This window comes from Pseudonocardia sp. (genome assembly GCF_035305885.1).
Lineage (GTDB): Bacteria > Actinomycetota > Actinomycetes > Mycobacteriales > Pseudonocardiaceae > Pseudonocardia.
Genome location: NZ_DATGOP010000065.1, coordinates 91,823 through 113,837 on the forward strand (window position 1 = coordinate 91,823; position 22,015 = coordinate 113,837).

23 protein-coding genes and 1 tRNA gene are annotated in these 22,015 nt (G+C 73.3%); 18 read left to right on the plus strand and 6 right to left on the minus strand.

Going from position 1 to position 22,015, the window contains the following annotated elements; translation table 11 throughout:
* Nucleotides 1–55: 55 nt before the first annotated feature.
* The 5 genes from VKZ81_RS13425 to rplA all read left to right on the plus strand — a co-directional run bounded on the left by VKZ81_RS13425 (nt 56) and on the right by rplA (nt 2,717).
* Nucleotides 56–131, plus strand: a tRNA-Trp gene (locus tag VKZ81_RS13425).
* Nucleotides 132–203: 72 nt separating this feature from the next.
* Nucleotides 204–542: a preprotein translocase subunit SecE gene (gene secE / locus VKZ81_RS13430; RefSeq protein ID WP_324241852.1), complete on the plus strand. Its 339-nt coding sequence runs from the start codon at nt 204–206 to the stop codon at nt 540–542.
* 47 nt (nt 543–589) lie between these two features.
* Entirely contained in the window at nt 590–1,435 is an 846-nt protein-coding gene (nusG, locus tag VKZ81_RS13435; protein ID WP_324241853.1) for a transcription termination/antitermination protein NusG, read from the plus strand.
* 57 nt (nt 1,436–1,492) lie between these two features.
* Complete coding sequence (rplK, locus tag VKZ81_RS13440) at nt 1,493–1,927, plus strand: 50S ribosomal protein L11 (RefSeq protein WP_324241854.1); 435 nt, start codon at nt 1,493–1,495, stop codon at nt 1,925–1,927.
* Nucleotides 1,928–1,997: 70 nt separating this feature from the next.
* Nucleotides 1,998–2,717 (plus strand): 50S ribosomal protein L1, encoded by a 720-nt coding sequence (gene rplA / locus VKZ81_RS13445; protein ID WP_324241855.1) that lies wholly within the window; start codon nt 1,998–2,000, stop codon nt 2,715–2,717.
* Nucleotides 2,718–2,892: 175 nt separating this feature from the next.
* Here the strand turns inward: rplA and VKZ81_RS13450 are convergent, their stop codons facing one another.
* From VKZ81_RS13450 to VKZ81_RS13470, 5 genes are all read right to left on the minus strand, one after another.
* The gene (locus tag VKZ81_RS13450; protein WP_324241856.1) at nt 2,893–3,993 is read right to left on the minus strand and encodes a CaiB/BaiF CoA transferase family protein; all 1,101 of its coding nucleotides are present in this window, start codon (nt 3,991–3,993) and stop codon (nt 2,893–2,895) included.
* Between the two features lie 60 nt (nt 3,994–4,053).
* Entirely contained in the window at nt 4,054–5,535 is a 1,482-nt protein-coding gene (gene yczR / locus VKZ81_RS13455) for a MocR-like transcription factor YczR (protein WP_324241857.1), read from the minus strand.
* Between the two features lie 54 nt (nt 5,536–5,589).
* Entirely contained in the window at nt 5,590–5,868 is a 279-nt protein-coding gene (locus VKZ81_RS13460; RefSeq protein ID WP_324241858.1) for a hypothetical protein, read from the minus strand.
* Between the two features lie 53 nt (nt 5,869–5,921).
* Nucleotides 5,922–6,332, minus strand: coding sequence for a sterol carrier protein (locus tag VKZ81_RS13465; RefSeq protein ID WP_324241859.1), 411 nt, complete (start codon nt 6,330–6,332; stop codon nt 5,922–5,924).
* A gap of 120 nt (nt 6,333–6,452) precedes the next feature.
* Nucleotides 6,453–7,121, minus strand: coding sequence for a response regulator transcription factor (locus VKZ81_RS13470; RefSeq protein ID WP_324241860.1), 669 nt, complete (start codon nt 7,119–7,121; stop codon nt 6,453–6,455).
* Between the two features lie 41 nt (nt 7,122–7,162).
* Between VKZ81_RS13470 and VKZ81_RS13475 the strand changes: the two genes are divergently transcribed.
* From VKZ81_RS13475 to VKZ81_RS13485, 3 genes are all read left to right on the plus strand, one after another.
* Entirely contained in the window at nt 7,163–8,443 is a 1,281-nt protein-coding gene (locus tag VKZ81_RS13475; protein ID WP_324241861.1) for a HAMP domain-containing sensor histidine kinase, read from the plus strand.
* Between the two features lie 88 nt (nt 8,444–8,531).
* Nucleotides 8,532–9,638 carry an NDMA-dependent alcohol dehydrogenase gene (locus VKZ81_RS13480; RefSeq protein WP_324241862.1) on the plus strand — a complete coding sequence of 369 codons (1,107 nt, stop codon included), beginning with the start codon at nt 8,532–8,534 and terminating at the stop codon, nt 9,636–9,638.
* Between the two features lie 11 nt (nt 9,639–9,649).
* Nucleotides 9,650–10,672 carry a R2-like ligand-binding oxidase gene (locus VKZ81_RS13485; protein WP_324241863.1) on the plus strand — a complete coding sequence of 341 codons (1,023 nt, stop codon included), beginning with the start codon at nt 9,650–9,652 and terminating at the stop codon, nt 10,670–10,672.
* Here the strand turns inward: VKZ81_RS13485 and VKZ81_RS13490 are convergent.
* On the minus strand, nt 10,591–11,031 hold the full coding sequence (locus tag VKZ81_RS13490) for a DUF1579 domain-containing protein (protein ID WP_324241864.1): 441 nt from the start codon (nt 11,029–11,031) through the stop codon (nt 10,591–10,593). The two genes, VKZ81_RS13485 and VKZ81_RS13490, sit on opposite strands and share 82 nt — an antisense overlap.
* Before the next feature lie 18 nt (nt 11,032–11,049).
* On the opposite strand from VKZ81_RS13490, the gene VKZ81_RS13495 reads away from it, so the two are divergent.
* The 10 genes from VKZ81_RS13495 (at nt 11,050) to VKZ81_RS13540 (ending at nt 22,010) form a co-directional block, all read left to right on the plus strand.
* Complete coding sequence (locus tag VKZ81_RS13495) at nt 11,050–11,478, plus strand: MarR family winged helix-turn-helix transcriptional regulator (RefSeq protein WP_324241865.1); 429 nt, start codon at nt 11,050–11,052, stop codon at nt 11,476–11,478.
* A 260-nt stretch (nt 11,479–11,738) separates the two neighbouring features.
* Nucleotides 11,739–12,860, plus strand: coding sequence for an ABC transporter ATP-binding protein (locus VKZ81_RS13500; protein ID WP_324241866.1), 1,122 nt, complete (start codon nt 11,739–11,741; stop codon nt 12,858–12,860).
* A gap of 7 nt (nt 12,861–12,867) precedes the next feature.
* Nucleotides 12,868–13,647 (plus strand): MlaE family ABC transporter permease, encoded by a 780-nt coding sequence (locus VKZ81_RS13505; protein ID WP_324241867.1) that lies wholly within the window; start codon nt 12,868–12,870, stop codon nt 13,645–13,647.
* A gap of 1 nt (nt 13,648) precedes the next feature.
* Nucleotides 13,649–14,488 (plus strand): MlaE family ABC transporter permease, encoded by an 840-nt coding sequence (locus VKZ81_RS13510; RefSeq protein ID WP_324241868.1) that lies wholly within the window; start codon nt 13,649–13,651, stop codon nt 14,486–14,488.
* Nucleotides 14,485–15,792: an MCE family protein gene (locus VKZ81_RS13515; protein ID WP_324241869.1), complete on the plus strand. Its 1,308-nt coding sequence runs from the start codon at nt 14,485–14,487 to the stop codon at nt 15,790–15,792. The genes VKZ81_RS13510 and VKZ81_RS13515 overlap by 4 nt, the downstream gene beginning before the upstream one ends.
* Nucleotides 15,789–17,018 (plus strand): MCE family protein, encoded by a 1,230-nt coding sequence (locus tag VKZ81_RS13520; protein ID WP_414709371.1) that lies wholly within the window; start codon nt 15,789–15,791, stop codon nt 17,016–17,018. Before VKZ81_RS13515 ends, VKZ81_RS13520 begins: the two co-directional genes overlap by 4 nt.
* Nucleotides 17,018–17,983, plus strand: coding sequence for an MCE family protein (locus VKZ81_RS13525; protein WP_324241870.1), 966 nt, complete (start codon nt 17,018–17,020; stop codon nt 17,981–17,983). Before VKZ81_RS13520 ends, VKZ81_RS13525 begins: the two co-directional genes overlap by 1 nt.
* A gap of 63 nt (nt 17,984–18,046) precedes the next feature.
* The gene (locus VKZ81_RS13530) at nt 18,047–19,489 is read left to right on the plus strand and encodes an MCE family protein (protein WP_324241871.1); all 1,443 of its coding nucleotides are present in this window, start codon (nt 18,047–18,049) and stop codon (nt 19,487–19,489) included.
* A complete protein-coding gene (locus VKZ81_RS13535) occupies nt 19,486–20,757 on the plus strand; it encodes an MCE family protein (RefSeq protein WP_324241872.1) in 1,272 nt (423 codons plus the stop codon). The genes VKZ81_RS13530 and VKZ81_RS13535 overlap by 4 nt, the downstream gene beginning before the upstream one ends.
* On the plus strand, nt 20,754–22,010 hold the full coding sequence (locus tag VKZ81_RS13540; RefSeq protein WP_324241873.1) for an MlaD family protein: 1,257 nt from the start codon (nt 20,754–20,756) through the stop codon (nt 22,008–22,010). The genes VKZ81_RS13535 and VKZ81_RS13540 overlap by 4 nt, the downstream gene beginning before the upstream one ends.
* The last annotated feature ends 5 nt before the right edge of the window (nt 22,011–22,015 follow it).

Sequence of the window (22,015 nt, forward strand, 5' to 3'; positions counted from 1 at the left end):
GCTGGGTGTGTCGCATCAGCGGCGCTCCCCTCCGGCCGTGGGCCGGAGCTGGTCTAGGGGCGTAGCTCAATTGGCAGAGCAGCGGTCTCCAAAACCGCAGGTTGCAGGTTCAAGTCCTGTCGCCCCTGCCACTGCAGGATGTGCTGGATCGGAGCAAGTTGCGAACAGCGGCTCGGGCCGCGGGTGAGCTGGAGGATGCGAGCGTGACTGAGGAACGCGAGGCGCGCGGGGACGGGCGGGAACGCCCGCGCACCGCCGCCGACCGTCGGGGTCGGCGCTCCGGGCCTGCGCCCACCGGCGACTCCCGGGGCGGGCGGGCCGCGGTCCGCGAGGCTCGCCCGGCGCGCGCGTCGCTGTTCGGCAGGATCGCCCGGTTCCTGCGCGAGGTGGTGGCCGAGCTGCGGAAGGTCATCTGGCCGACCCGCAACCAGCTCGTCACCTACACGATCGTCGTGCTGGTCTTCGTGTCGTTCATGGTCGCGCTGGTCTGGCTGCTGGACTTCGTGTTCGCGCAGGGTGTCTTGTACCTGTTCGGCACGTGACGCCGGCCGCCACAACGCACGACACGGACGAAGGAAGCGAGAGGCACGTGACCGAGCGCGAGGCTGACCAGCTCGATGGCGCGGCGGAGGCCGCGGACGCCGTCGAGGAGCCGGCCGAGGCCGCCGACGCCGGGCTCACGGACGCGGACGACACCACCGACGCCGGCGACGACGCCGCCGAGGCTGCTGACACCGAGGCCGACGACACCGGGGCCGACGACGCCGAGGCCGAGGACACCGCAGGCGACGCCGAGGACGGCGACGAAGAGGTCGACCCGGTGGAGGAGATGCGGGCCGCGCTGCGGCGCGCCCCCGGCGAGTGGTACGTCGTGCACTCCTACGCGGGCTACGAGAACAAGGTCAAGCAGAACCTCGAGACCCGCATCCAGACGCTGGACGCCGAGGACTACATCTACCAGGTCGAGGTCCCGACCGAAGAGGTCACCGAGATCAAGAACGGGCAGCGCAAGCAGGTGCAGCGCAAGGTGCTGCCCGGCTACATCCTCGTGCGGATGGAGCTCAACGACCAGTCGTGGGCCGTCGTCCGCAACACGCCCGGCGTCACCGGCTTCGTCGGCGCCACGTCGCGCCCGTCGCCGCTGTCGATCGACGACGTCATCAAGTTCCTGCTCCCGAAGACCGAGCCCAAGCAGCAGGCCGCGGCGGGCGCAGGCGCCAAGGCCGACGTCGACACCGGCGCCCCGGGCAAGCCGGCCGTCGAGGTCGACTTCGAGGTGGGCGAGTCGGTCACCGTCATGGACGGCCCGTTCGCCACGCTCCCGGCCACGATCAGCGAGGTCAACGTCGACGCGCAGAAGCTCAAGGTCCTCGTGTCGATCTTCGGCCGCGAGACCCCCGTCGAGCTGGCGTTCAGCCAGGTCTCGAAGATCTGACCCCCGCCGCGGTAGGCAGGTCCGCGGCGCGTAGGACAACCACGACAGGGAAACGACATGCCTCCCAAGAAGCGGAAGCTCTCCGCGATCATCAAGCTCCAGATCAAGGCGGGTGCCGCCACGCCCGCCCCGCCCGTCGGCCCCGCGCTCGGCCAGCACGGCGTCAACATCATGGAGTTCTGCAAGGCGTACAACGCCGCCACCGAGTCGCAGCGCGGCGACGTGGTGCCCGTCGAGATCTCGGTGTACGAGGACCGCTCGTTCACCTTCGAGCTCAAGACGCCGCCCGCCGCCAAGCTGCTGCTCAAGGCCGCCGGTGTGGAGAAGGGCAGCGGCGAGCCGCACAAGACCAAGGTCGGTTCGGTCACCATGGAGCAGGTGCGGCAGATCGCGCAGACCAAGATGCGCGACCTCAACGCCAACGACGTCGACCAGGCCGCCAAGATCATCGCCGGCACCGCCCGGTCGATGGGCATCACCGTCAACGGCTGACCGGCCGACGAAGCACGCGTGGGAGAGCTGGCTCGGCTCGCACCACCACTCGACCGAGGAGTACAGAGCAATGGCAAAGCGCAGCAAGGCCTACCGCCAGGCCGTGGAGAAGATCGAGCCGGGGCGCCTCTACACCCCGCTCGAGGCCGCCCGGCTGGCGAAGGAGACGTCGACCACCAAGATGGACGCCACCGTCGAGGTGGCCATGCGGCTCGGCGTCGACCCCCGCAAGGCCGACCAGATGGTCCGCGGCACCGTGAACCTGCCTCACGGCACCGGCAAGACGGCGCGCGTCATCGTGTTCGCCACCGGTGAGAAGGCCGCGGAGGCCGAGGCCGCCGGCGCCGACGTCGTCGGCTCGGACGACCTCATCGAGCGCATCCAGGGCGGCTGGCTGGAGTTCGACGCGGCGATCGCCACGCCCGACCAGATGGCGAAGGTCGGCCGGATCGCCCGCATCCTCGGCCCGCGCGGCCTCATGCCGAACCCGAAGACCGGCACCGTCACCCCGGACGTGGCCAAGGCCGTCCAGGACATCAAGGGCGGGAAGATCAACTTCCGGGTGGACAAGCAGGCCAACCTGCACATCGTCATCGGCAAGACGTCGTTCGACACCGAGAAGCTGGTGGAGAACTACGCCGCCGCCCTCGAGGAGATCCTGCGGGCCAAGCCGTCCGCGGCCAAGGGCCGGTACCTGAAGAAGGTCACGTTCACCACGACGATGGGCCCCGGCATCCCGGTCGACCCGAACCGCACCCGCAACCTGCTGGTGGACGAGGCGGCCGCCTGACGCAGGCCCCACCCGCTCGCGAAGCCCCCGGCGCACCTCCCGCGCGCCGGGGGCTTCGTCGCGTCCAGCCCCCGACTCGCGCGCACCCACACCGCGACTCGCCGACACCTCGGCGAGTCGCGCCCTGGTGTGCGCGAGTCGCGGGCTGGGTGCGGGTGAGTCGGGGCCGGACGCGTCAGCGGGACCAGTCGGCCAGGACCTGCTCCACCGGCTCCGGGTCGGCGAGCGGCCCCGGCACCGCGGGCGCGGTTCGGGAGAACCGCGGCGCGGGCGCGGCCTGGGGCACCCCGTCCCGCTCGACGATGGTGCCGCGGGCGGCCAGGTGCGGGTGCTCCCGCGCCTCGGCGAACGACAGCACCGGGGTGACGCACGCGTCGGTACCGGCGAACACCTCCGCCCACTCGTCGCGGGTGCGGGTGGCGAACACCTCGGTGAAGCGGGCGCGCAGCGCCGGCCAGCCGGACTGGTCGTACTGGGCGGGCAGGTCCTCGCCGTCGAGGCCGAGCCCGGCGAGCAGCGCGGCGTAGAACTGCGGCTCGAGCGCGCCGACGGCGACGTGCCTGCCGTCCGCGCACGTGTAGGTGTCGTAGAAGGGCGCGTGCCCGTCGAGCAGGTTGGACCCGCGCTCGTCGCGCCACATTCCCTGCGCGAGCATCCCCCACACCATCTGGACGAGCAGCGAGGAGCCGTCGACCATCGCGGCGTCGACGACCTGGCCCCGACCGGACCGCTGCGCCTCCCAGAGCGCGGCGAGCACACCCACGAGCAGCAGCATCGACCCGCCGCCGAAGTCGCCGACGAGGTTCAGCGGCGGGACGGGCCGGTCCCCGGCCCGGCCGATCGCGTGCAGGGCGCCGGTCAGCGCGATGTAGTTGATGTCGTGGCCGGCGCGCGGCGCGAGCGGCCCGTCCTGGCCCCATCCGGTCATCCGGCCGTAGACCAGCCGCGGGTTGCGCGCGTGGCAGTCGGCAGGGCCGACGCCCAGCCGTTCCGTGACGCCCGGCCGGTACCCCTCGAGCAGCACGTCGGCGTGCTCGACGAGGCGCAGCACCGTCTCCCGGCCCGCCGGGTCCTTGAGGTCGGCCGAGACCCGCCGCCTGCCGCGCAGCGTCGGGTCGACCGCCGGGTCGCCGAGCTGCAGCCCGCCGGACGGCCGGTCGACGCGCACGACGTCGGCGCCGAGGTCGGCGAGCACCATCGCGGCGTGCGGGCCCGGACCGATCCCGGCGAGCTCGACGACCTTCAACCCGGCCAGCGGTCCCGTCGCAGTGCTCATCCGCCTCCGTCCGACCCCGGATCCGACCACGGGGACCCTACCTCCGCGAGAGCGCGGAGATCAGGCGACGGCGACGGGTTCGCCCTCGAAGGCGGGGCCCGCGCGGTCGAGCGCGGCCCAGGCGGCGGCGAGCCGGTCGACGGCTTCGTCCAGCCGGTCCGGCCGCAGCGTGTAGGGCAGCCGCAGGTACCGCTCGAACGCCCCGTCGAGGCCGAACCGCGGTCCGGCCGCGAGCAGGACGTCGTGGCGCCGCGCGGCGGCGGTGAGGCGGCTCGACTCGGGCCTGCCGAGATCGACCCACAGGGCGAGCCCCCCGGTGGGGCGCGACGGCCGCCAGCCCGGGAAGGTGCGGGCGAGCCGGCCGAGGAGGTGGTCGCGGGCGGCCGCGAGCTCGCGGCGCCGTTCGGCGAGGACCTGCTCGTCGTGCTCGGCGAGCAGCCGCGCGACGGTGAGCTGCTCCAGCGCGGGCCCACCGAGGTCGACCCCGGCCCGCGCGGCCGCGAGCCGGCGCACCATCGCGGCGGAGGTGCGGATCCAGCCGATCCGCAGTCCGCCCCAGAACGACTTGCTCGCCGAGCCGATGGAGAGCACGAGCGGGGAGTCGGCGGCGCCGTGCGCGGCCACCGGCACCACCTCCTGGCCGTCCAGCGCCAGGTCGGTGAGGGTCTCGTCGACCAGCAGCGGGGTGCCGGTGCGCCGGGCGAGCTCCACGAGCCGGGCCCGGTCGGCGTCGTCGAGCAGGGCGCCGGTGGGGTTCTGGAAGTCGGGGATGAGGTAGGCGAGCCGGGGCGCGGCGTCGCGGACGGCCGAGGTGAGGAGGTCCAGGTCCCACCGGCTGCGCCCGTCCGCGTCGGGTGCCATCGGCACCGGCACGGGCCGGGCGCCGCGGGTGGTGATCGCGCCGAGCGCGTTGGGGTAGGTGGGGTGCTCGACGAGCACGCGGTCACCCGGCCCGGCCAGCACGGTGAGCGCGAGGTGGATGCCGTGCACGGCGCCGGCCGTGACCAGCACCTGGTCGGGCGAGGTCGGCAGCCCGCGGGCGGTGTAGCGGGCGGCGATCGCGGCGCGCAGGGCGGGCTGGCCGCTGAGGTCGTAGCCGTGCCCCGCGAGCAGGACGTCGAGGTCGCGCACCGCGGCCGCGGCGGCCGCCCGCAGCGCGGCGGACGGGGCGGACGGGGCGGCGTGCGCGAGGTCGTAGAGCGCGTCGTCGCCGAGCGGGGAGAACGGGGCCGGGCCCGCGTCGTCCGGCGGGCCGGCCGGGAGCTGGGTCCAGCTGCCCGCCCCGCGCCTGCTGCGCAGCACGCCCTCGCCGCGCAGCGCGTCGTACGAGGTGGCCACCGTCGTGCGGCTGACCCCGATGGCCGCGGCGAGCTCGCGTTCGGCGGGCAGCCGCGTGTGCAGCGGCAGCCGTCCGTCGAGCACGAGCAGCCGGATCCGCTCGGCGAGCGCGTCGGCGAGGCCCCGCCCGTCCGGCGGGCGCCAGTCGCCGAGCAGCCGGGCGAAGCTGCGGGCGCCGATCCGGCGCTCGGCGGTGCGGTCCACCCGGCCACCTCCAGGATTGGCTTTGCTTGAGCAGGCCAATCCTAGGCGGCGGCATCAGCCCGGGGCAGCGGTCGGTGTCCACTCCCACTGGCCCCGGGTCAGCACGGCGACCGCGTGCCCGCCCACGTCGCGGCGTTCGGCCTGGTAGGCGTAGCGGCCCGGTTGCCACCCCTCCCCCCGCGCGACGGCCTCCAGGTAGGCCACGGCCCACCGTTGCCACTCACCCTCGTCGGCCGGTGGTGGGTCGGGCGCCTCGCAGGCGACGTCCATGTACGGGTGGAAGGTGCCGCGCAGGCCGGTCCACATGCTGACGTCGAGCCACACGGTGTCCACAGGGGAGTATCGGCGTAGGCCCGGCGGCCCAACCGCGGGTCACCCGTTCGGGCTCACGCGCTGAGGAGATCGGTGCGGCCCGCGGCCTCCAGCTGCTCCCGGTACGGCCCGAACATGCCCTTCGCCAGCGGCAGCACGGTGAGCAGCTTGGCGACCGGCCCCTTCGCCCGCACCTGCCCCTTCGCGAGCGCGACCGGCAGGACGACCTTGCCGAGCCAGAACCGGTTGCCGGTGTCGGCGGTCATGAACAGCTCGACGTTCGGCTCCGGCCCGTTGCCCGCCCCTTCGTGGAGCTCGGCGTTCGGCATGTCCACCGTGAGCACCGCGTCCGGCTCGGTGTAGGTGATGCGCAGCACGATCCCGGTGGGGCGCAGCTTCTCCACGAGCACCGGGTCCTGCATGCCGCGTCGGAAGATCCCGCCGAGGTACTCGTAGACCTCCGCCTCGTCGCGAAACGCCGCCACCGCGAGCCTCCTCATCCGTCGGGGACGCCGAGGAGTCTCGCCGAGCCCGCGGTGCGGCGGCGACCCCACGATCGGGCCACTCTCGGCCCGCACGGGCCAACGGGTCGGTGCCAACGCCGGTCAGGGCGAGCGCAGCGGCGCGTCGTCCAGCAGGCCGTACCGGCCGGCCAGCGCGGCCGCCTCGATCCGGTTGGCCGCGCCGACCTTGTGCAGCAGGCTCGCGATCATGCGTTTCGCCGTGCGCTCGCTCACGAGCATCGCCTTGGCGATCTCGCTGGTCTCCAGGCCCCGCGCGAGCAGGACCCACAGCCGCAGCTCCCGCTCCTCCAGCCGGTCGACGACCTCGTGGCCCGCGCGGCACCCCGCCGCGAGCAGTGCGTCGAGCAGGTCGGCCGGCACGACCCGGACGCCCGCTGCGATCGTGAGCAGCGGCGCCACCAGCACCTCGGGGTCGGCCGACTTCGCCAGGAACCCCGCGGCCCCGGCCCGCAGGGCGGCGATCGCGAGGCCCGGGTCCTCGGTGCCGGACAGGGCGAGGGTCCGGGTGCGCGGGTACGCGGCGGTGATCCGCCGGATCGCCTCCACGCCGCCCAGCGGTGGGAGCGCGAGGTCGACGATCGCGATGTCGGCGGCCTCGCGCCCCACGAGCGCGACGGCCTCCTCGCCTGCCGTCGTCGAGCCCGCGACGGTGAACGCGTCCCCCGCCCGCGACTCGAGCAGGAGCGCGAGGCCCTGGGAGAACAGGGCGTGGTCGTCCACGATGACCACGACGTACCGGCCGTCCCGCACGCGAGGACCGTAGCCGCCGCGCGGTGGGGAATGCTGGCGCGGTGCACACCGACGGTCCCACCGGCCCGCTGCGGTCGGTCGAGGAGCGCACCGCCGTCGTCATCCGGCTGCTGGCGGTCGGCTCGGTCGGACTGGCGCTCGCCGTGGACCCCGGCCTCGCCCGCGGCCGGGCGTCGTTGCTCGGGGCGCTCGTGCTGGCCACCCTGGGCTACGCGCTGGTGCTCGCGGTCGCGCAGTGGCGCGGGCGGCGCCTCGTGCCGCCGCGCCTCGCCACGTCGATCGACGCGGTGCTCGCGGTGGTGGGCTGCGGCCTCACCGGCGGCGCCGACAGCGTGCTCGTCGCGATCCTGCCGCTGGTCGTGATCGCGGGCGCGCTGCGCGGCGGCGTCGTGGTGGGCAGGCTCGGGGCGCTCGCGGTGGGGGCGGGGTTCACGGTCGCGGCGCTGGCCGGCTCCGACCCGGACGTCCCGGTCTCCGACCGGTGGTGGACCGGCGTGTGGTGGACCGGCTACCTCGTCGCGGCCGCCGTGCTCGTCGGGGTGCTGCTGCGGATGCTGGAGCACCAGTACGAGGCGGCCGCCGAGTCGCGGGCGCAGGCGCGCGCCGAGCACGAGGCGTTCCTCGAGGAGCGCGACCTGCGGGCCCGGCTGCTCGCCGCCCAGCAGGCGCGGATGGACGGCGTGCGCGTCGTGCTGCACGAGTTCCGCACGCCGGTCGCCTCGCTGACGGCGCTCTCGGCGGACCTCGCCGCGGGCAGGCTCTCCGGCTCCGCGCGGGAGACGGCCACCCGCCTGCTCGCCGAGCACGCCGTCCACCTGCGCGACATGCTGGACGGCCTCGCCGACGTCGCCGTGCAGGAGGGCAGCCCGCTGGGCCGGGTCCGCGAGCGGACCGTGCGGCTCGCCGAGCTCGCCACCGCCGTCCTCGACGCCGCGGCGGTCGCCCCGCAGCGGCGGGTGGCGCGCGTGGAGCCACCGGACGCGGCCGTGCGCTGCGACCCGCAACGCCTGCGGCGCGTGCTCACCAACCTCGTCGAGAACGCCGCCCGGCACAGCGGCGACGCCCCGGTCGAGCTCGACCTGCACCACGCCGACGGGCGGCTCGTCGCCGAGGTGCGCGACCGCGGCCCCGGCCTGCCGCCCGGCCAGGAGGGCGTGGTGACGGCCAAGGGGGTCGCGCTCGGGGAGCGGCGCGGCACCGCGGGGCTGGGGCTGTGGATCGTCGAGGCCATCGTCGCGGCGATGGACGGCGAGCTGCGCCTCCTCCCGCGCGACGGGGGCGGCCTGGTGGCCCACCTGGAGCTCCCGCTCCCCGCCGCGTGACGGCCCGTGACGGCCGGTGGCACCCGCGGGCCACGACAGGACCCCGTGGCCCCCTGCGGGACGGCGTGATCGCCGTCATGCTCGTCGCATGAAGACCACGGCGGCGGTGCTCTGGGAACTCGGCGGCAAGTGGGAGGTCGAGGAGGTCGAGCTCGACGGCCCGCGGGCCGGCGAGGTGCTCGTGGAGCTCGCGGCGAGCGGCCTGTGCCACTCCGACGAGCACCTGGTCACCGGGGACCTGCCGGTCGCGTACCCGATGGTCGGTGGCCACGAGGGCGCGGGCCGCATCGTCGAGGTCGGCCCCGGGGTCACCGAGGTCGAGGTCGGCGACCCGGTCGTCATGACCTTCCTGCCCAGCTGCGGGCGTTGCAGCTGGTGCGTGCGCGGCTTCACCGCGCTCTGCGACGACGGCGCGGGCGCGACCCTCGGCCCGCAGCTGGACGGCACCTACCGCTTCCACGCCCGCGGCCAGGACGTCGGCCAGATGTGCCTGCTCGGCACGTTCGCCCGCCACACGGTCGTGCCGGTCAAGTCCGTCGTCAAGATCGACGAGGGGTTCCCGCTGCACCTCGCGGCGCTCGTCGGCTGCGGCGTCACCACCGGGTTCGGCTCGGCGGTCCGCTCCGCCGACCTGCGCGCGGGCGACACCGCCGTCGTGATCGGGGTCGGCGGGATCGGCGCGAACGCCGTGCAGGGGGCGCGGATCGCGGGCTGCCGCTACGTGGTCGCGGTCGACCCGGTGGGGTTCAAGCGGGAGAAGGCGCTGGAGCTGGGCGCCACGCACGTCGCGGCGAGCATGGACGAGGCGTGGAACACCGTCTCGTCGATCACCCGCGGCCAGCTGGCCGACGCCGCGATCCTCACCACCGGCGTCGCCGAGGGCGACCAGCTGCAGCCCGCGCTCCAGCTCGTCGGCAAGCGCGGCCGGGTGGTCGTCACGGCGCTGGGCCACCCCGGCGAGGACACCGTGTCGATGTCGCTGCTCGAGCTCACCCTCTACGAGAAGCAGGTGCGCGGGGCGCTCTTCGGCAGCTCCAACGGCCAGCACGACGTGCCCCGGCTGCTGGAGATGCACAACCTCGGCCGGCTCAAGCTCGCCGAGCTGATCACGCGCGAGTACCGGCTCGAAGAGATCAACACCGGCTACCAGGACATGCGCGAAGGCCGCAACATCCGCGGCCTCATCCGGTTCTAGGGAGGACGACGATGTCCGAGCGCACCGGCTTCACCAGCCTGCGGAAGGGCGGCATCAACTTCGACTCGTTCCCGATGCGGCTGTTCGCCAAGGGCAACGCCCGCCAGTGGAACCCGGCCGACATCGACCTCGGCCAGGACGCGGCCGACTTCGCCGCGATGACCGACGCCGAGCGGTACTGGACGTGCTCGCTCGCCGCGCAGTTCATGGCGGGCGAGGAGTCGGTCACCCAGGACCTGCAGCCGTTCCTCGCGGCGATGGCCGCCGAGGGCAGGCTCGCCGACGAGATGTACCTGACCCAGTTCGTCTACGAGGAGGCCAAGCACACCGAGGCCTTCCGCCGCTGGTTCGACGCCGTCGGCATCACCGACGACCTGCACTCCTACATCGCCGACAACGAGCCGTACCAGCAGATCTTCGCCAAGGAGCTGCCGGAGAGCCTGCACGCGCTCGCCGACGACCCGTCGCCGCGCAACCAGATCAGGGCGTCGGTCACCTACAACCACATCGTCGAGGGCACGCTCGCGCTCACCGGCTACTTCTCCTGGCAGAAGATCTGCGCGAGCCGCGGGATCCTGCCCGGGATGCAGCGGATCATCAAGCACATCGGCGACGACGAGCGCCGCCACATGGCGTGGGGGACGTTCACCTGCCGCCGCCACGTCGCCGCCGACGACGCACTGTGGGACGCGGTCGACGAGCGGATGCAGGAGCTGCTCGTGCCCGCCATGGGGGTGGTCACCGCGACGTTCGAGCGCTGGGACGGCCCGCCGCCGTTCGGCGTCGACATGAACGAGATGGCCGAGTACGCGATGGACAAGGTGGGCCGCCGCCTCGGGGCCATCGAGACGGCCCGCGGTGCCGACCTGCGCACCATCGACCTGGACGCGAGCCCCGAGGCGCTCGAGGAGCGCTTCCACGAAGAGGACGCCGTGCAGCTCGCGGCCGCGGATCAGGCGTGGCGCAGCTCGCCCGCCACCACCGGCGACCACACGTCGGAGCCCGGCGCCCGGAACTCCTTGCTCCACCGGTAGCCGTCCGGGGTCGGGGTGAACCTCGTGCGGGCCGACCCGCGCTCCGTGGTGCGCTCGAGCACCTGCTCCTCGCCGTGCCACGTGCCACGGGCGGCCGGCTCGGGCGGGTAGCCGACGCTGTCGAACGCGTAGAGCAGGACGTCGCCGGTCGCCGGGTCGGTGGTGAAGACGTTGAGGGTGCCGAACACGGCCGCGCCGTCGCGCTCCTGCACGTGGTGCTGGACGAGCAGGCCGCCGTCGAGGGCCCACTCGCCGGTCGCCCGCGCGGTGGCGGGCCCGCCCTCGGCCCACGGCGTGGCGCTGACCTCCTCCCGCCCGGTGAGCTCGCCGACGAGGAACCCCAGTCCGTCGAGGGACACGCCGAAACTCCTTGGCGGATGGACCCGGCCCCGCTGCTCGATCTCACGGTCTACCTGCTGTCCCGGGTGGGTCGGCTGGGCAAGCACGCGCTCGACGACCGGCTGGCCGAGCGCGGGCTGCCCCTGCGCCACATGGCGGTGCTCGCCGCCCTCGCCGACTCCGGCGCCGCGAGCCAGCTCGCGCTCGCGCGCGCGGTGCGCCTGGACCCCAGCGACACCACGACCACCCTCGACGAGCTGCAGCGGCGCGGCCTCGTCGAGCGGTCGGTGGACCCCGCGGACCGGCGCCGCCGCGTCGTCTCGCTCACCGACCGGGGGCGGGAGCAGCTGGACGAGATGTGCGCGCTCGCCGACGAGGTGGCCGCCGAGCTGCTCGCCCCCCTCGAGCCGACCGAGCGGGCGGCACTGCACGACGCGCTGGGCCGGGTGCTCCGGGCGCGCGCCTGACGGCGGTGTTCCCCCGCCGCTCCACCGGGCGAATAGGCCGTTCGCACGAGCCGAATCGAAGATCGAAATGAGGGCTCAGGGTAAGCGCGTACTGCTCCCGGTGGACCTGCTACGGTCCGATCGGAGCAACTTCCGGCTCGGTACCTAACTGGCGAGTAACCCGCCTCGGCGGGTGTCGTTGAGCCGTTACGGGCAGCCGGCCGCCCCGCACTTCGCCAGCGTCGGCCCTGCCCGGAACGGAGAGGTTTCAGGAGGCGTCGGTGGCGGGTGTCGAGGTGAGGGTGGAAGGGCTGACGAAGTCCTTCGGCCGCGCCAACATCTGGTCCGATGTCACGCTCACGCTGCCGCCGGGCGAGGTGTCGGTGCTGCTCGGCCCGTCGGGCACGGGCAAGTCGGTGTTCCTGAAGACCCTGATCGGGCTCCTGAAACCGGACCGGGGCTCGATCTTCATCCACGACACCGATCTCGTGCGCTGCTCGGAGTCGCGCCTCTACGAGCTGCGCAAGCTGTTCGGCGTGCTGTTCCAGGACGGCGCGCTGTTCGGCTCGATGAACCTCTACGACAACATCGCGTTCCCGCTGCGCGAGCACACCCGCAAGTCCGAGGCCGAAATCCGCGACATCGTCGAGGAGAAGATGGCGATGGTCGGCCTCACCGGCGACGAGGACAAGCTGCCGGGTGAGATCTCCGGCGGGATGCGCAAGCGCGCCGGGCTCGCGCGGGCGCTGGTGCTCGACCCCGAGATCATCCTGTTCGACGAGCCGGACTCGGGCCTCGACCCGGTGCGCACCGCCTACCTCAACCAGCTGATCATCGATCTGAACGCGCAGACCGACGCGACGTTCCTGATCGTCACCCACGACATCAACACCGCCCAGACGGTGCCGGACAACATCGGGATGCTCTACCGCAAGCACCTGGCCATGTTCGGCCCGCGGGAGGTGTTGCTGACCTCGGAGGAACCGGTGGTCGCGCAATTCCTCAACGGCCGCCGCGAGGGCCCGATCGGCATGTCGGAGGAGAAGGACAGCGCGCAGATCGCCCGGGAGATGGAGCAGGCGGGCGAGCTGGAGGGCCTTCCCCCGCTCAAACCGCAGCTGCAGCCGAGCCCGGGGCTGGGGGAGCGCAAGGCCGTCGCGCGCAGGCGCGAGCGCGTGCTGCAGATGCTGCCGACGCTGCCGCCCGCCGCGCAGCAGGCCATCCGCGAGGCCTACGCCCACGACGACGTGCCCGGCGAGCCGGCGACCGGCCCGATCTCCCGGCCGCTGCCCCGGCCGCGGTTCGCCTCCCGGGAGCTCACGCGGGACGAGCCCACCGAGGTGATCGGCGGCTTCGACCCCGGGTACGACGACCCGACGGCCCGCGACCAGGGCCGGCAGTAGGGGCACGATGACCGCTCCGGCCCCGATCACCCGTGCCCTCACCCCGGTCGGCAGGATGTTCGGCCTCGGGGTGGCGGTGGTGCGCAACACCTTCCGCCCGCCGTTCCAGCTGGCCGAGTACATCGAGCAGACCTGGTTCGTCACCAAGGTCTCCGCGCTGCCGACGGCGCTGTTCACGATCCCCTTCGGCGCCACGATCGCGCTGCTGCTCGCCGAGCTCACCCGCCAGTTCGGCGCGCAGAGCCAGACCGGAGCGGGCAGCGTGCTCGCGATCGTGCAGCAGGCGGCCCCGATCGTCACGGCCCTGCTGATCTCCGGCGCGGGCGGGAGCGCGGTCTGCGCCGACCTGGGGGCGCGCACGATCCGCGAGGAGATCGCGGCGATGGAGGTGCTGGGAATCTCGCCGATCCAGCGCCTCGTGGTGCCGCGGGTGCTCGCGATGGCCACCACCGCGGTGGTGCTCAACGGCCTCGCCAGCGTGGTCGGCGTGGCGGGCGGCTACTTCTTCAACGTGATCGTCCAGGGCGGCACGCCCGGGGCGTACATCGCGAGCTTCTCCGCGGTCGCCCAGGTCTCCGACATCGTGGTGAGCGAGATCAAGGCGTTCCTGTTCGGGTTCACGGCGGGGATCGTCGCGGCGTACCGGGGGCTGAACCCCCCGCCCGGCCCCAAGGGCGTCGGGGACGCGGTGAACCAGTCCGTCGTCATCTCGTTCGTCCTGGTGTTCCTGATCAACCTCGTGGTCACGGGCCTGTACCTCGAGCTCGTCCCGCCGAAGGGGTCGTGAGGTGGCGCTGCTCAACGGCCGGGCGCGGCGTGCGGTGAACGCCCCCCTGAACGTCCTCGACCAGCTGGGCGACCAGCTCTCGCTCTACGTCCGCGCGATCGCGTGGACCCCGCGCACGCTCCGCCGTTACCGCGGTGAGATCGGCCGCCTGCTCGCCGAGGTCAGCTTCGGGTCCGGCGCGCTCATCGTCATCCTCGGCACCGCGGGCGTCATGCTGTCGCTGTCGCTGTTCGTCGGCAGCCTCGTGGGCCTGCAGGGCTTCCGGGCGCTCGACTCCCTCGGCGTCGAGGCGCTCACCGGCTTCATCACGGCCTACTTCAACACCCGCGACATCGCGCCGCTGGTGGCCGCCGCCGCGCTCACCGCGACGCTCGGCGCGGGCTTCACCGCGCAGCTGGGCGCGATGCGGATCTCGGAGGAGGTCGACGCGCTCGAGGTGATGGCGGTGCCCAGCGTGCCGTTCCTCATCACCACGCGCATGATCGCCGGCGTCATCGCGATCATCCCGATGTACACGATCGGCCTGCTCGCGAGCTTCGCCGCGTCCCGGCTGAACGTCACGTTGATCAACGGGCTCGCCGGCGGCACGTACGACCACTACTTCGACCTGTTCCTGCCGGTCAGCGACGTCCTGTACTCGTACCTCAAGGTGATCGTCTTCGCGATCGTGATCATCTTGATCCACTGCCACTACGGGTACACGGCCAAGGGCGGCCCGGCGGGTGTGGGCACCGCGGTGGGCCGCTCGGTGCGGCTGTCGATCGTGAGCACCGCGATCCTCGACTTCTTCCTCACGCTGGTGCTGTTCGGCACCGAGACCTCGGTGCGGGTGGCGGGATGAAACGCAGGCTGCAGGGGCTGCTGTTCGTCGTCGTGCTGCTGGCGCTCGTCGGGCTGTCGGTCGGCAGTTACGCCGGGGCGTTCGACCGCGGCGTGCCGGTGACGCTCCAGGTCGACCGGGTCGGCAACCAGCTCGCCGAGAAGGCCGACGTGAAGGTGCGCGGCCTGGACGTCGGGAAGGTCACCTCCGTCTCCACCGACGGGCAGAAGGCCACGGTCGAGATGCTCATCGACCGGGACAAGGCGGAGCTGATCCCGTCCAACGTCTCGGCGCGGCTGATCCCCAAGACGCTCTTCGGCGAGCGGTACGTCTCGCTCGTGCTCCCCGACGGGCCCCGGGCGCAGCCGCTGTCGGCGGGCGACGTGATCCCGATGGACCGCAGCGAGTCGGCCCGCGAGCTCGAGCGCGTGCTCGACGGCCTGCTGCCGCTGCTCACCGCCGTCGAGCCGCAGGAGCTCGCCACCACGCTCGGCGCGCTGTCGCAGGCCCTCGAGGGCCGCGGCGAGCAGCTCGGGGAGACGCTCGTGCGGCTGCAGGAGCTGACCTCCGGCCTGCGCCCGTCCATCCCGGACCTGCAGGCCGACATCACCGAGCTCGCCGACTTCGCCCGCAACGTCGACGCGGCCGCGCCCGACCTGCTCGACGCGCTCGAGGACTTCACCGTCACCAGCCGCACGGTCGTCGAGCAGCGCGACGACCTGCGCACGCTGTTCACCAGCGTCACCGCGGCCTCGGACGACCTGCGCGCGTTCCTGGACGCCAACGGCGAGAACATCATCGCGCTCGCCGACTCGGCCCGCCCGACGCTCGCCACGCTCGCCCGGTACGCGCCGGAGTTCCCGTGCCTGTTCAACCAGCTCGCGGGCCTCGTGCCCCGGCTGGACGAGGCGTTCGGCGCGGGCACCGAGAACCCCGGCCTGCGCGCCACGATCGAGATCCCGGCGAGCCAGGGCAAGTACATCCCGAACCAGGACGAGCCGCGCTACCTCGACGACCGCGGCCCGCGCTGCTACCCGATCGTGATCCCGGGGCCGGACCAGCCGCCGGACGGGCCGTTCGAGGACGGCACCGAGCCGCACGCCAACCCGCCGACCACCACCCAGTTCGGCGACGCGGAGGACTTCGGGGCCGTCCCGACCTCCTACTCGGGCGCCGACATGGGCGTGCCGAACTCGCCGGGTGAGCGGCAGGTCGTGAGCGAGCTGCTCGCGCTGCAGCAGGGCACCTCGCCCGATGCGGTGCCCGCCTGGAGCACGATGCTCGTCGGTCCGCTCTACCGCGGGACCGAGGTGAAGCTGACATGAGGCGGATCCCGGTCGCGCCGCTGGTCAAGTTCGTGGTGTTCGCGGTCGTGGTGGCGATGTGCACCACGGTGCTCGCCCTGACCATCGCCAACGCCGCGGGCGGCGACCGCCTCACCTACACCGCGCGCTTCACCGACGCGAGCGGCCTGCTGCCCGGCGACGACGTGCGGATCGCGGGCGTGGTCGTCGGCTCGGTCGAGGACGTGCGGATCGCCGACCGCCGGTTCGCCGAGGTCGAGTTCAGCGTGGCCGCCGACCAGCCGCTCCCGGCGTCGGTGCAGGCGTCGATCCTGTACCGCAACCTCATCGGGCAGCGCTACCTCGCGCTGGAGCAGGGGGCGGGCCCCACGGGGGAGACGCTGCCGCCGGGCGGCACGATCCCCGTCGAGCGCACCCGCCCGCCGCTCAACCTCACCGTGCTGTTCAACGGGTTCAAGCCGCTGCTCACCGCGCTCGACCCGGAGCAGGTCAACCAGCTCGCCTTCGAGATCATCCAGGTGCTGCAGGGCCAGGGCGGCACCGTGAAGAGCCTGCTCGCCCACACCGCATCGCTCACCAACACCCTCGCCGACCGCGACGAGGTGATCGGCCAGGTGATCGACAACCTGAACGCGGTGCTCGACACCGTCAACGCGCGCGACGAGCAGCTGTCGGAGCTGATCAGCTCCCTGCAGGCGCTGGTCTCCGGGCTGGCCGAGGACCGCGAGCCGATCGGCGAGGCGATCGTGTCGATCGGCGAGCTCACGCACGTCACCGCGGACCTGCTCGAGGACGCCCGGCCGCCGCTGAAGGACGACATCCGTCTCCTCGGCGAGCTGGCCGAGAACCTCAACGCCCAGGACGAGCACCTCGAGCGGACGATCCGGAACCTGCCGCCGAAGCTCAAGAAGGTCATCCGCGCGGGCAGCTACGGCAGCTGGTTCAACTTCTACCTGTGCGGGGCGAGCGGGAGCATCGGGCTCGAGCCCTACATCCCGGCGTTCGAGATCCCGGTGTTCCGCAGCGGCGTCGAGCGCTGCGGCTCCGACCCCGACGGCGGCGACAGCGGGAACACCGACGAGCTCGTCGGGATCCCGCTGCCCGAACTGCCGCTCCCGGGCGGCGACGGGGGCGTGCCGGAGCTGCCCGTGCCCGACCTGCCGCTGCCGGGCGGTGAGGAGGGCGCGCCGCAGCTCTCCGCGCCCGACCTGCCGCTGCTGTCGAACCTGTTGCCGGGGGGCAGCTGATGCCGCAGACGCGCAACCCCGTCGCGACCGCGATCATCGGCCTGCTGGTGATCGTGCTCGTCGTGGTGCTGGCGTTCAACGGCCCCGCGATCTTCGGAGGTGGCACCACCTACAAGGCCGAGTTCCGCGAGGCCGCCGGGCTCGCCGAGGGCGACATGGTCACGGTGGCGGGCGTCGAGGCGGGCCGCGTGCAGGACGTCGAGCTCGCGGGCGACCGCGTGCTGGTCACGTTCCGGGTCACCGACGCCTGGGTCGGGGACCGCACGTCGGCGTCGATCGAGATCCGCACGCTGCTCGGCGCGAAGACGCTCGCCCTCGACCCGCAGGGCGACGCGGAGCTCGAACCGGGTGCCACGATCCCGCTCTCGCGCACCGCGTCGCCGTTCGACGTGGTGGAGGCGTTCGACGGGCTGTCCGGCACGCTGGACCAGGTCGACACCGCGCAGCTGGCGGAGAGCCTGGACACCCTCTCGGAGACGTTCCGGGACACCCCGCCGGAGATCCGCGGCGCGCTCGACGGGCTGTCGCGGCTGTCGACCACGATCGCGAGCCGCGACGAGGAGATCCGCAGGCTGCTCGCGGGCACCCACGAGCTCGCCGGCGTGCTCGCCGACCGCAACGCCGAGGTCGAGAAGCTGTTGGAGGACGGCAACCTGTTGCTGGCCGAGCTGCAGCGGCGCCGCGAGGCGATCAGCAGGCTCCTCGACGGCACCATCGCGCTGTCGGAGCAGCTGCGCGGCCTCGTCGCCGACAACTCCGAGCAGCTTCGCCCCACGCTGGAGCAGCTCGACCGGGTGGCGGCGCTGCTGCAGCGCAACCGCGACTCCCTCGGCGCGGGCATCCGCGACCTCGCGGTGTTCGTGCGGTACTTCGCCAACGCCACGGGCAACGGCGAGTGGTTCGACAACTACGTCTGCGCGCTGCTGCCGCCCTCGGCGGGCCCGATCAACCCGGAGGGATGCTGACATGCCCCCCGCCGGATGCACGCTCCCCGTTCCCGCGCCCAGCACCTCCCACGGGGAGCTCTGATGCCGCTCACCGACACCGACCGCAGGCACCTGCAGTTCACCGGCCTCGCCGCGGTGATCGCCGTGCTGCTGGCGAGCGGCGTCTACCTCGTGATGAACCAGCCGGCGCGGATGATCACCGCCTACTTCACCTCGGCCACCGGGGTGTTCGAGGACAACTCGGTGCGGGTGCTCGGGGTTCCGGTCGGCGACATCGTCTCCATCACCCCCGAGGGCACCCGGGTCCGCGTCGAGATGCGCATCGACGACCCCGACCTGAAGCTGCCCGCCGACGCCAAGGCGGTCGTCGTCTCGCCGAGCCTGGTGACCGGCCGCTTCATCCAGCTGACCCCCACCTATTCGGGCGGCCCCGAGCTGCGCGACGGGGACGTGATCCCGCTGGAGCGCACGGCGGTGCCGCTCGGGGTCGACGACCTCGCCCGCACCGCCGACGAGCTCGCCAAGGCCCTCGGACCGGACGGGGTGAACTCCGACGGCGCGCTGGCCGACGCCCTCGACGTCGCGGCGGCCAACCTCGACGGCAACGGCCAGGCCGTCAACGACACGATCCGCAACCTCGGCGAGCTGTCGGGCACGCTCGCCGACTCCCGCGAGGACCTCTTCGGCACGGTGCGCGAGCTGCAGTCGTTCACGTCCATGCTCGCCGCCAACGACGCCGAGGTGCGCGAGTTCAACGAGCGGCTCGCCGACGTCGCCGGGTTCCTCGCCGACGAGCGGGGCGAACTCGCCACCGCGGTGCGGGAGCTGTCCATCGCCCTCGGCGAGGTGGCGGCCTTCGTCAAGGACAACCGCGAGCTCGTGAAGTCGAACGTCGACCGGCTCACCGACGTCACCGAGGTGCTCGTCGACCAGCGCAAGGCGCTCGCCGACGTCCTCGACGTCGCGCCGCTCGCGCTCGGGAACCTCTCGCTCGCCTACAACGGCGCCTCGGGCACCCTCGACACCCGGGCGAACATCAACGAGCTGACGATGCCGATCCCGGCGCTGGTGTGCGAGCTGCTGCGCCGCGGCGCCGGCGGCATCCCGATCGACCTGCAGCCGGCCTGCGACAAGCTCGCGCCGGTCCTCGACGGTCTCGTGCCCCTGCCCAGCGCCGCCGACGTCATCACGGCGCTGCAGAGCGGCCAGCCGCCGCCCGTCCCCGGGCTCGCGCTGCCCACCGAGGGGGAGCCGCCCGCGAACCTGCCCGAGCTCCCGCTGCCCGAGCTCCCGCTGCCCGGCGCGGAGCCGAGCGCGCAACCCGATGAGGAGCGGGCGGAGTCGGAGCCGACCTCGGCGCCACCGCGGCCCGGACCGACGCCGACGGCCGAGCCCGAGGAGGACCGCGAGGAGGCCGAGGAGACCGAGCAGACCAGGAGCTCCGTGCGCAACCAGGGCGAGGAGCAGGACGAGTCCGAGGAGCGCTCCGGCGGCTTCTCCTGGCTGTTCGGGGGTGGCCGGTGATCCGCCGCCTCGCCGCCGCCGCGACCGCGGCCGCCGTGCTCGCCACGAGCGGCTGCGGGGTGCTCTCGGGCGGCCTGCGCGGGGTCGACCTGCCCGGCGGGGCGAACCTCGGCGACGCCCCCTACTCGCTCACGATCGAGTTCACCGACGTCGTCGACCTCGTGCCCCAGTCGCTCGTGAAGGTCGCCGACGTGCCCGTCGGCACGGTCAGCGACATCGAGGTGGGACCGGACTGGACGGCGCAGGTCACCGTGCTCGTCAACGGCGACGTCGTGCTGCCGCCCGACGTCAACGCGCGGGTGCGCACCACCAGCCTGCTCGGCGAGAAGTTCGTCGAGCTGCTCGCCCCGCGCGACCCGGCGCCCGGCCGGATCGCCGACGGCGCCACCATCCCGCTGCTGCGCACCAGCCGGGCCGCGGAGGTGGAGGAGGTGCTCGGCGCGCTGTCGCTGCTGCTCAACGGCGGCGGCGTGGCCCAGATCCGGACCATCGCGAGCGAGCTCAACCAGGCGCTGACCGGCAACGAGGAGGAGATCCGCGCGCTCCTCGACGACCTCGACGTGCTGGTCGGGGCGCTCGACGAGCACAAGGGCGAGATCACCAGGGCCATCGACGAGATCAACCGCCTGTCCGGCACGCTGCGCGACCGGCGCGGGCAGATCGAGACGGCCCTGGAGGACCTGTCGCCGGGCCTGCGCGAGCTGGAGGACCAGCGGGCCAAGCTCGTCGACATGCTGCAGGCGCTCGACCGGCTCTCGGGCGTGGCCACCGACGTGGTGAAGCGCAGCCACGACGACGTGGTCGCCGACCTCGAGCTGCTCCGGCCGGTGCTCGCGAAGCTCGTCGAGTCCGGGCCCGACCTGGTCAACTCGTTGAGCCTGCTGCCCACGTTCCCGTTCAGCGACGGCACGGTCGACGCGTTCGCGGGCGACTACGCCAACCTGTACGCCACGCTCGACCTCGACCTCAGCAACCTGCTCGCCGACCTCGCGCGCTCGGGCGAGCCGTTCCCCGGCCCCGACGGCCCGCTCGGGATGCTGCCGCCCACCTCGCAACTGCTCGGCCCGCTGCTCGGCCCGCAGAGCCCGTCGCTGCCGGACTTCCCGCTGCTGGGCGAGGGCGACCTGCTGCCGATCCCCGGTGAGGTCGAGCCCCTGCCGACCTCGGGCTCGCCCGAGCCGCCGGAGGACGAGGACGAGGACGACGACGAGGACCGGGGGCGCCGCGAGGGCGGGCTGCTCGGCGGCCTGCTGGGAGGTGGCCGGTGATCACCAAGGTCGTGCGGCTGCAGCTGGTGGCGTTCCTGCTGATCACCGTCATCGGCGTCGGCTACGCGGGATTCCGCTACGCCGGGCTCGGCGAGCTGTTCGGCGCGACGACCTACCCCGTGCGCGTCCAGCTCGCCACGTCCGGCGGGATCTTCACCGGCGCCGACGTCACCTACCGCGGGGTGAGCGTCGGGCGGGTCGGGGAGCTGTCCATCACCCCGGGCGGGGTGGAGGCGCGGCTGGACATCCGCCGCGACGCCCCGCCGATCCCCGCCGACGTCGACGCGGAGGTGCACAACCTGTCGGCGATCGGCGAGCAGTACGTCGACCTGCTGCCCGCCTCCGACGGCGGGCCGTACCTGGCGGACGGCTCGGTGATCCCGGTCGGGCGCACGAGCACGCCGGTGCCGGTCGAGGAGCTGGTGGTGAGCCTCGACGACTTCGTGCGCTCGGTGCCGCTGGGCTCGCTGCGCACCACCGTCGACGAGCTCGGCGCCGCCTTCGCCAACACCGCGCTGCCGCTGCAGAAGCTGCTCGACACCACCGACGCGTTCACCGAGGACGCCGTGGACGCCCTGCCGGAGACGGTGAAGCTGATCGAGGACGGCCGCACCGTGCTCACCACGCAGAACGACGTCGCGGGCTCGTTCCGCAGCTTCAGCGAGGACCTCGCCCTGCTCGCCGACCAGCTGGCCGAATCCGACCCGGACCTGCGCCGGCTGATCGACAACGGCCCGAAGGCGTCCCACGAGATCAGGGCGCTGCTGCGGGAGAGCGGCACCGGCCTGGGCCAGCTCATCGCCGACCTGCTCACCACCTCCCGCGTCGCCGAGCCGCGCCAGGCCGCGCTGCGGCAGATCCTCGTCACCTACCCCGGCGTCACGTCCACGACCTACACGGTGGTGCCCGGCGACGGCACCGCGCACCTCGGACTGGTGATCAACCTGTTCGACCCGCCCCCCTGCACCCGGGGCTACGAGAGCACCGACCGGCGGCCCGGCAGCGACACCTCGGAGGTCGAGCCGAACCGCAAGGCATACTGCGCGGAACCCGAGGGAAGCCCGATCAGCGTCCGCGGGGCCCAGAACGCCCCGTACGGCCTGGACATCCCCGAGAACGAGAAGTGGATGCCCCGGGCCGAGGCGCCGTCCGGGCCCCCGAGGGGTGGCCTGCCCGCCGGATCCGCTCGCGTGATCCCCGACCGCGTCGGTTCGCTCCCGCCGCTCAGCTCCCTGGCACAGATCCTCGGTTGACCCCG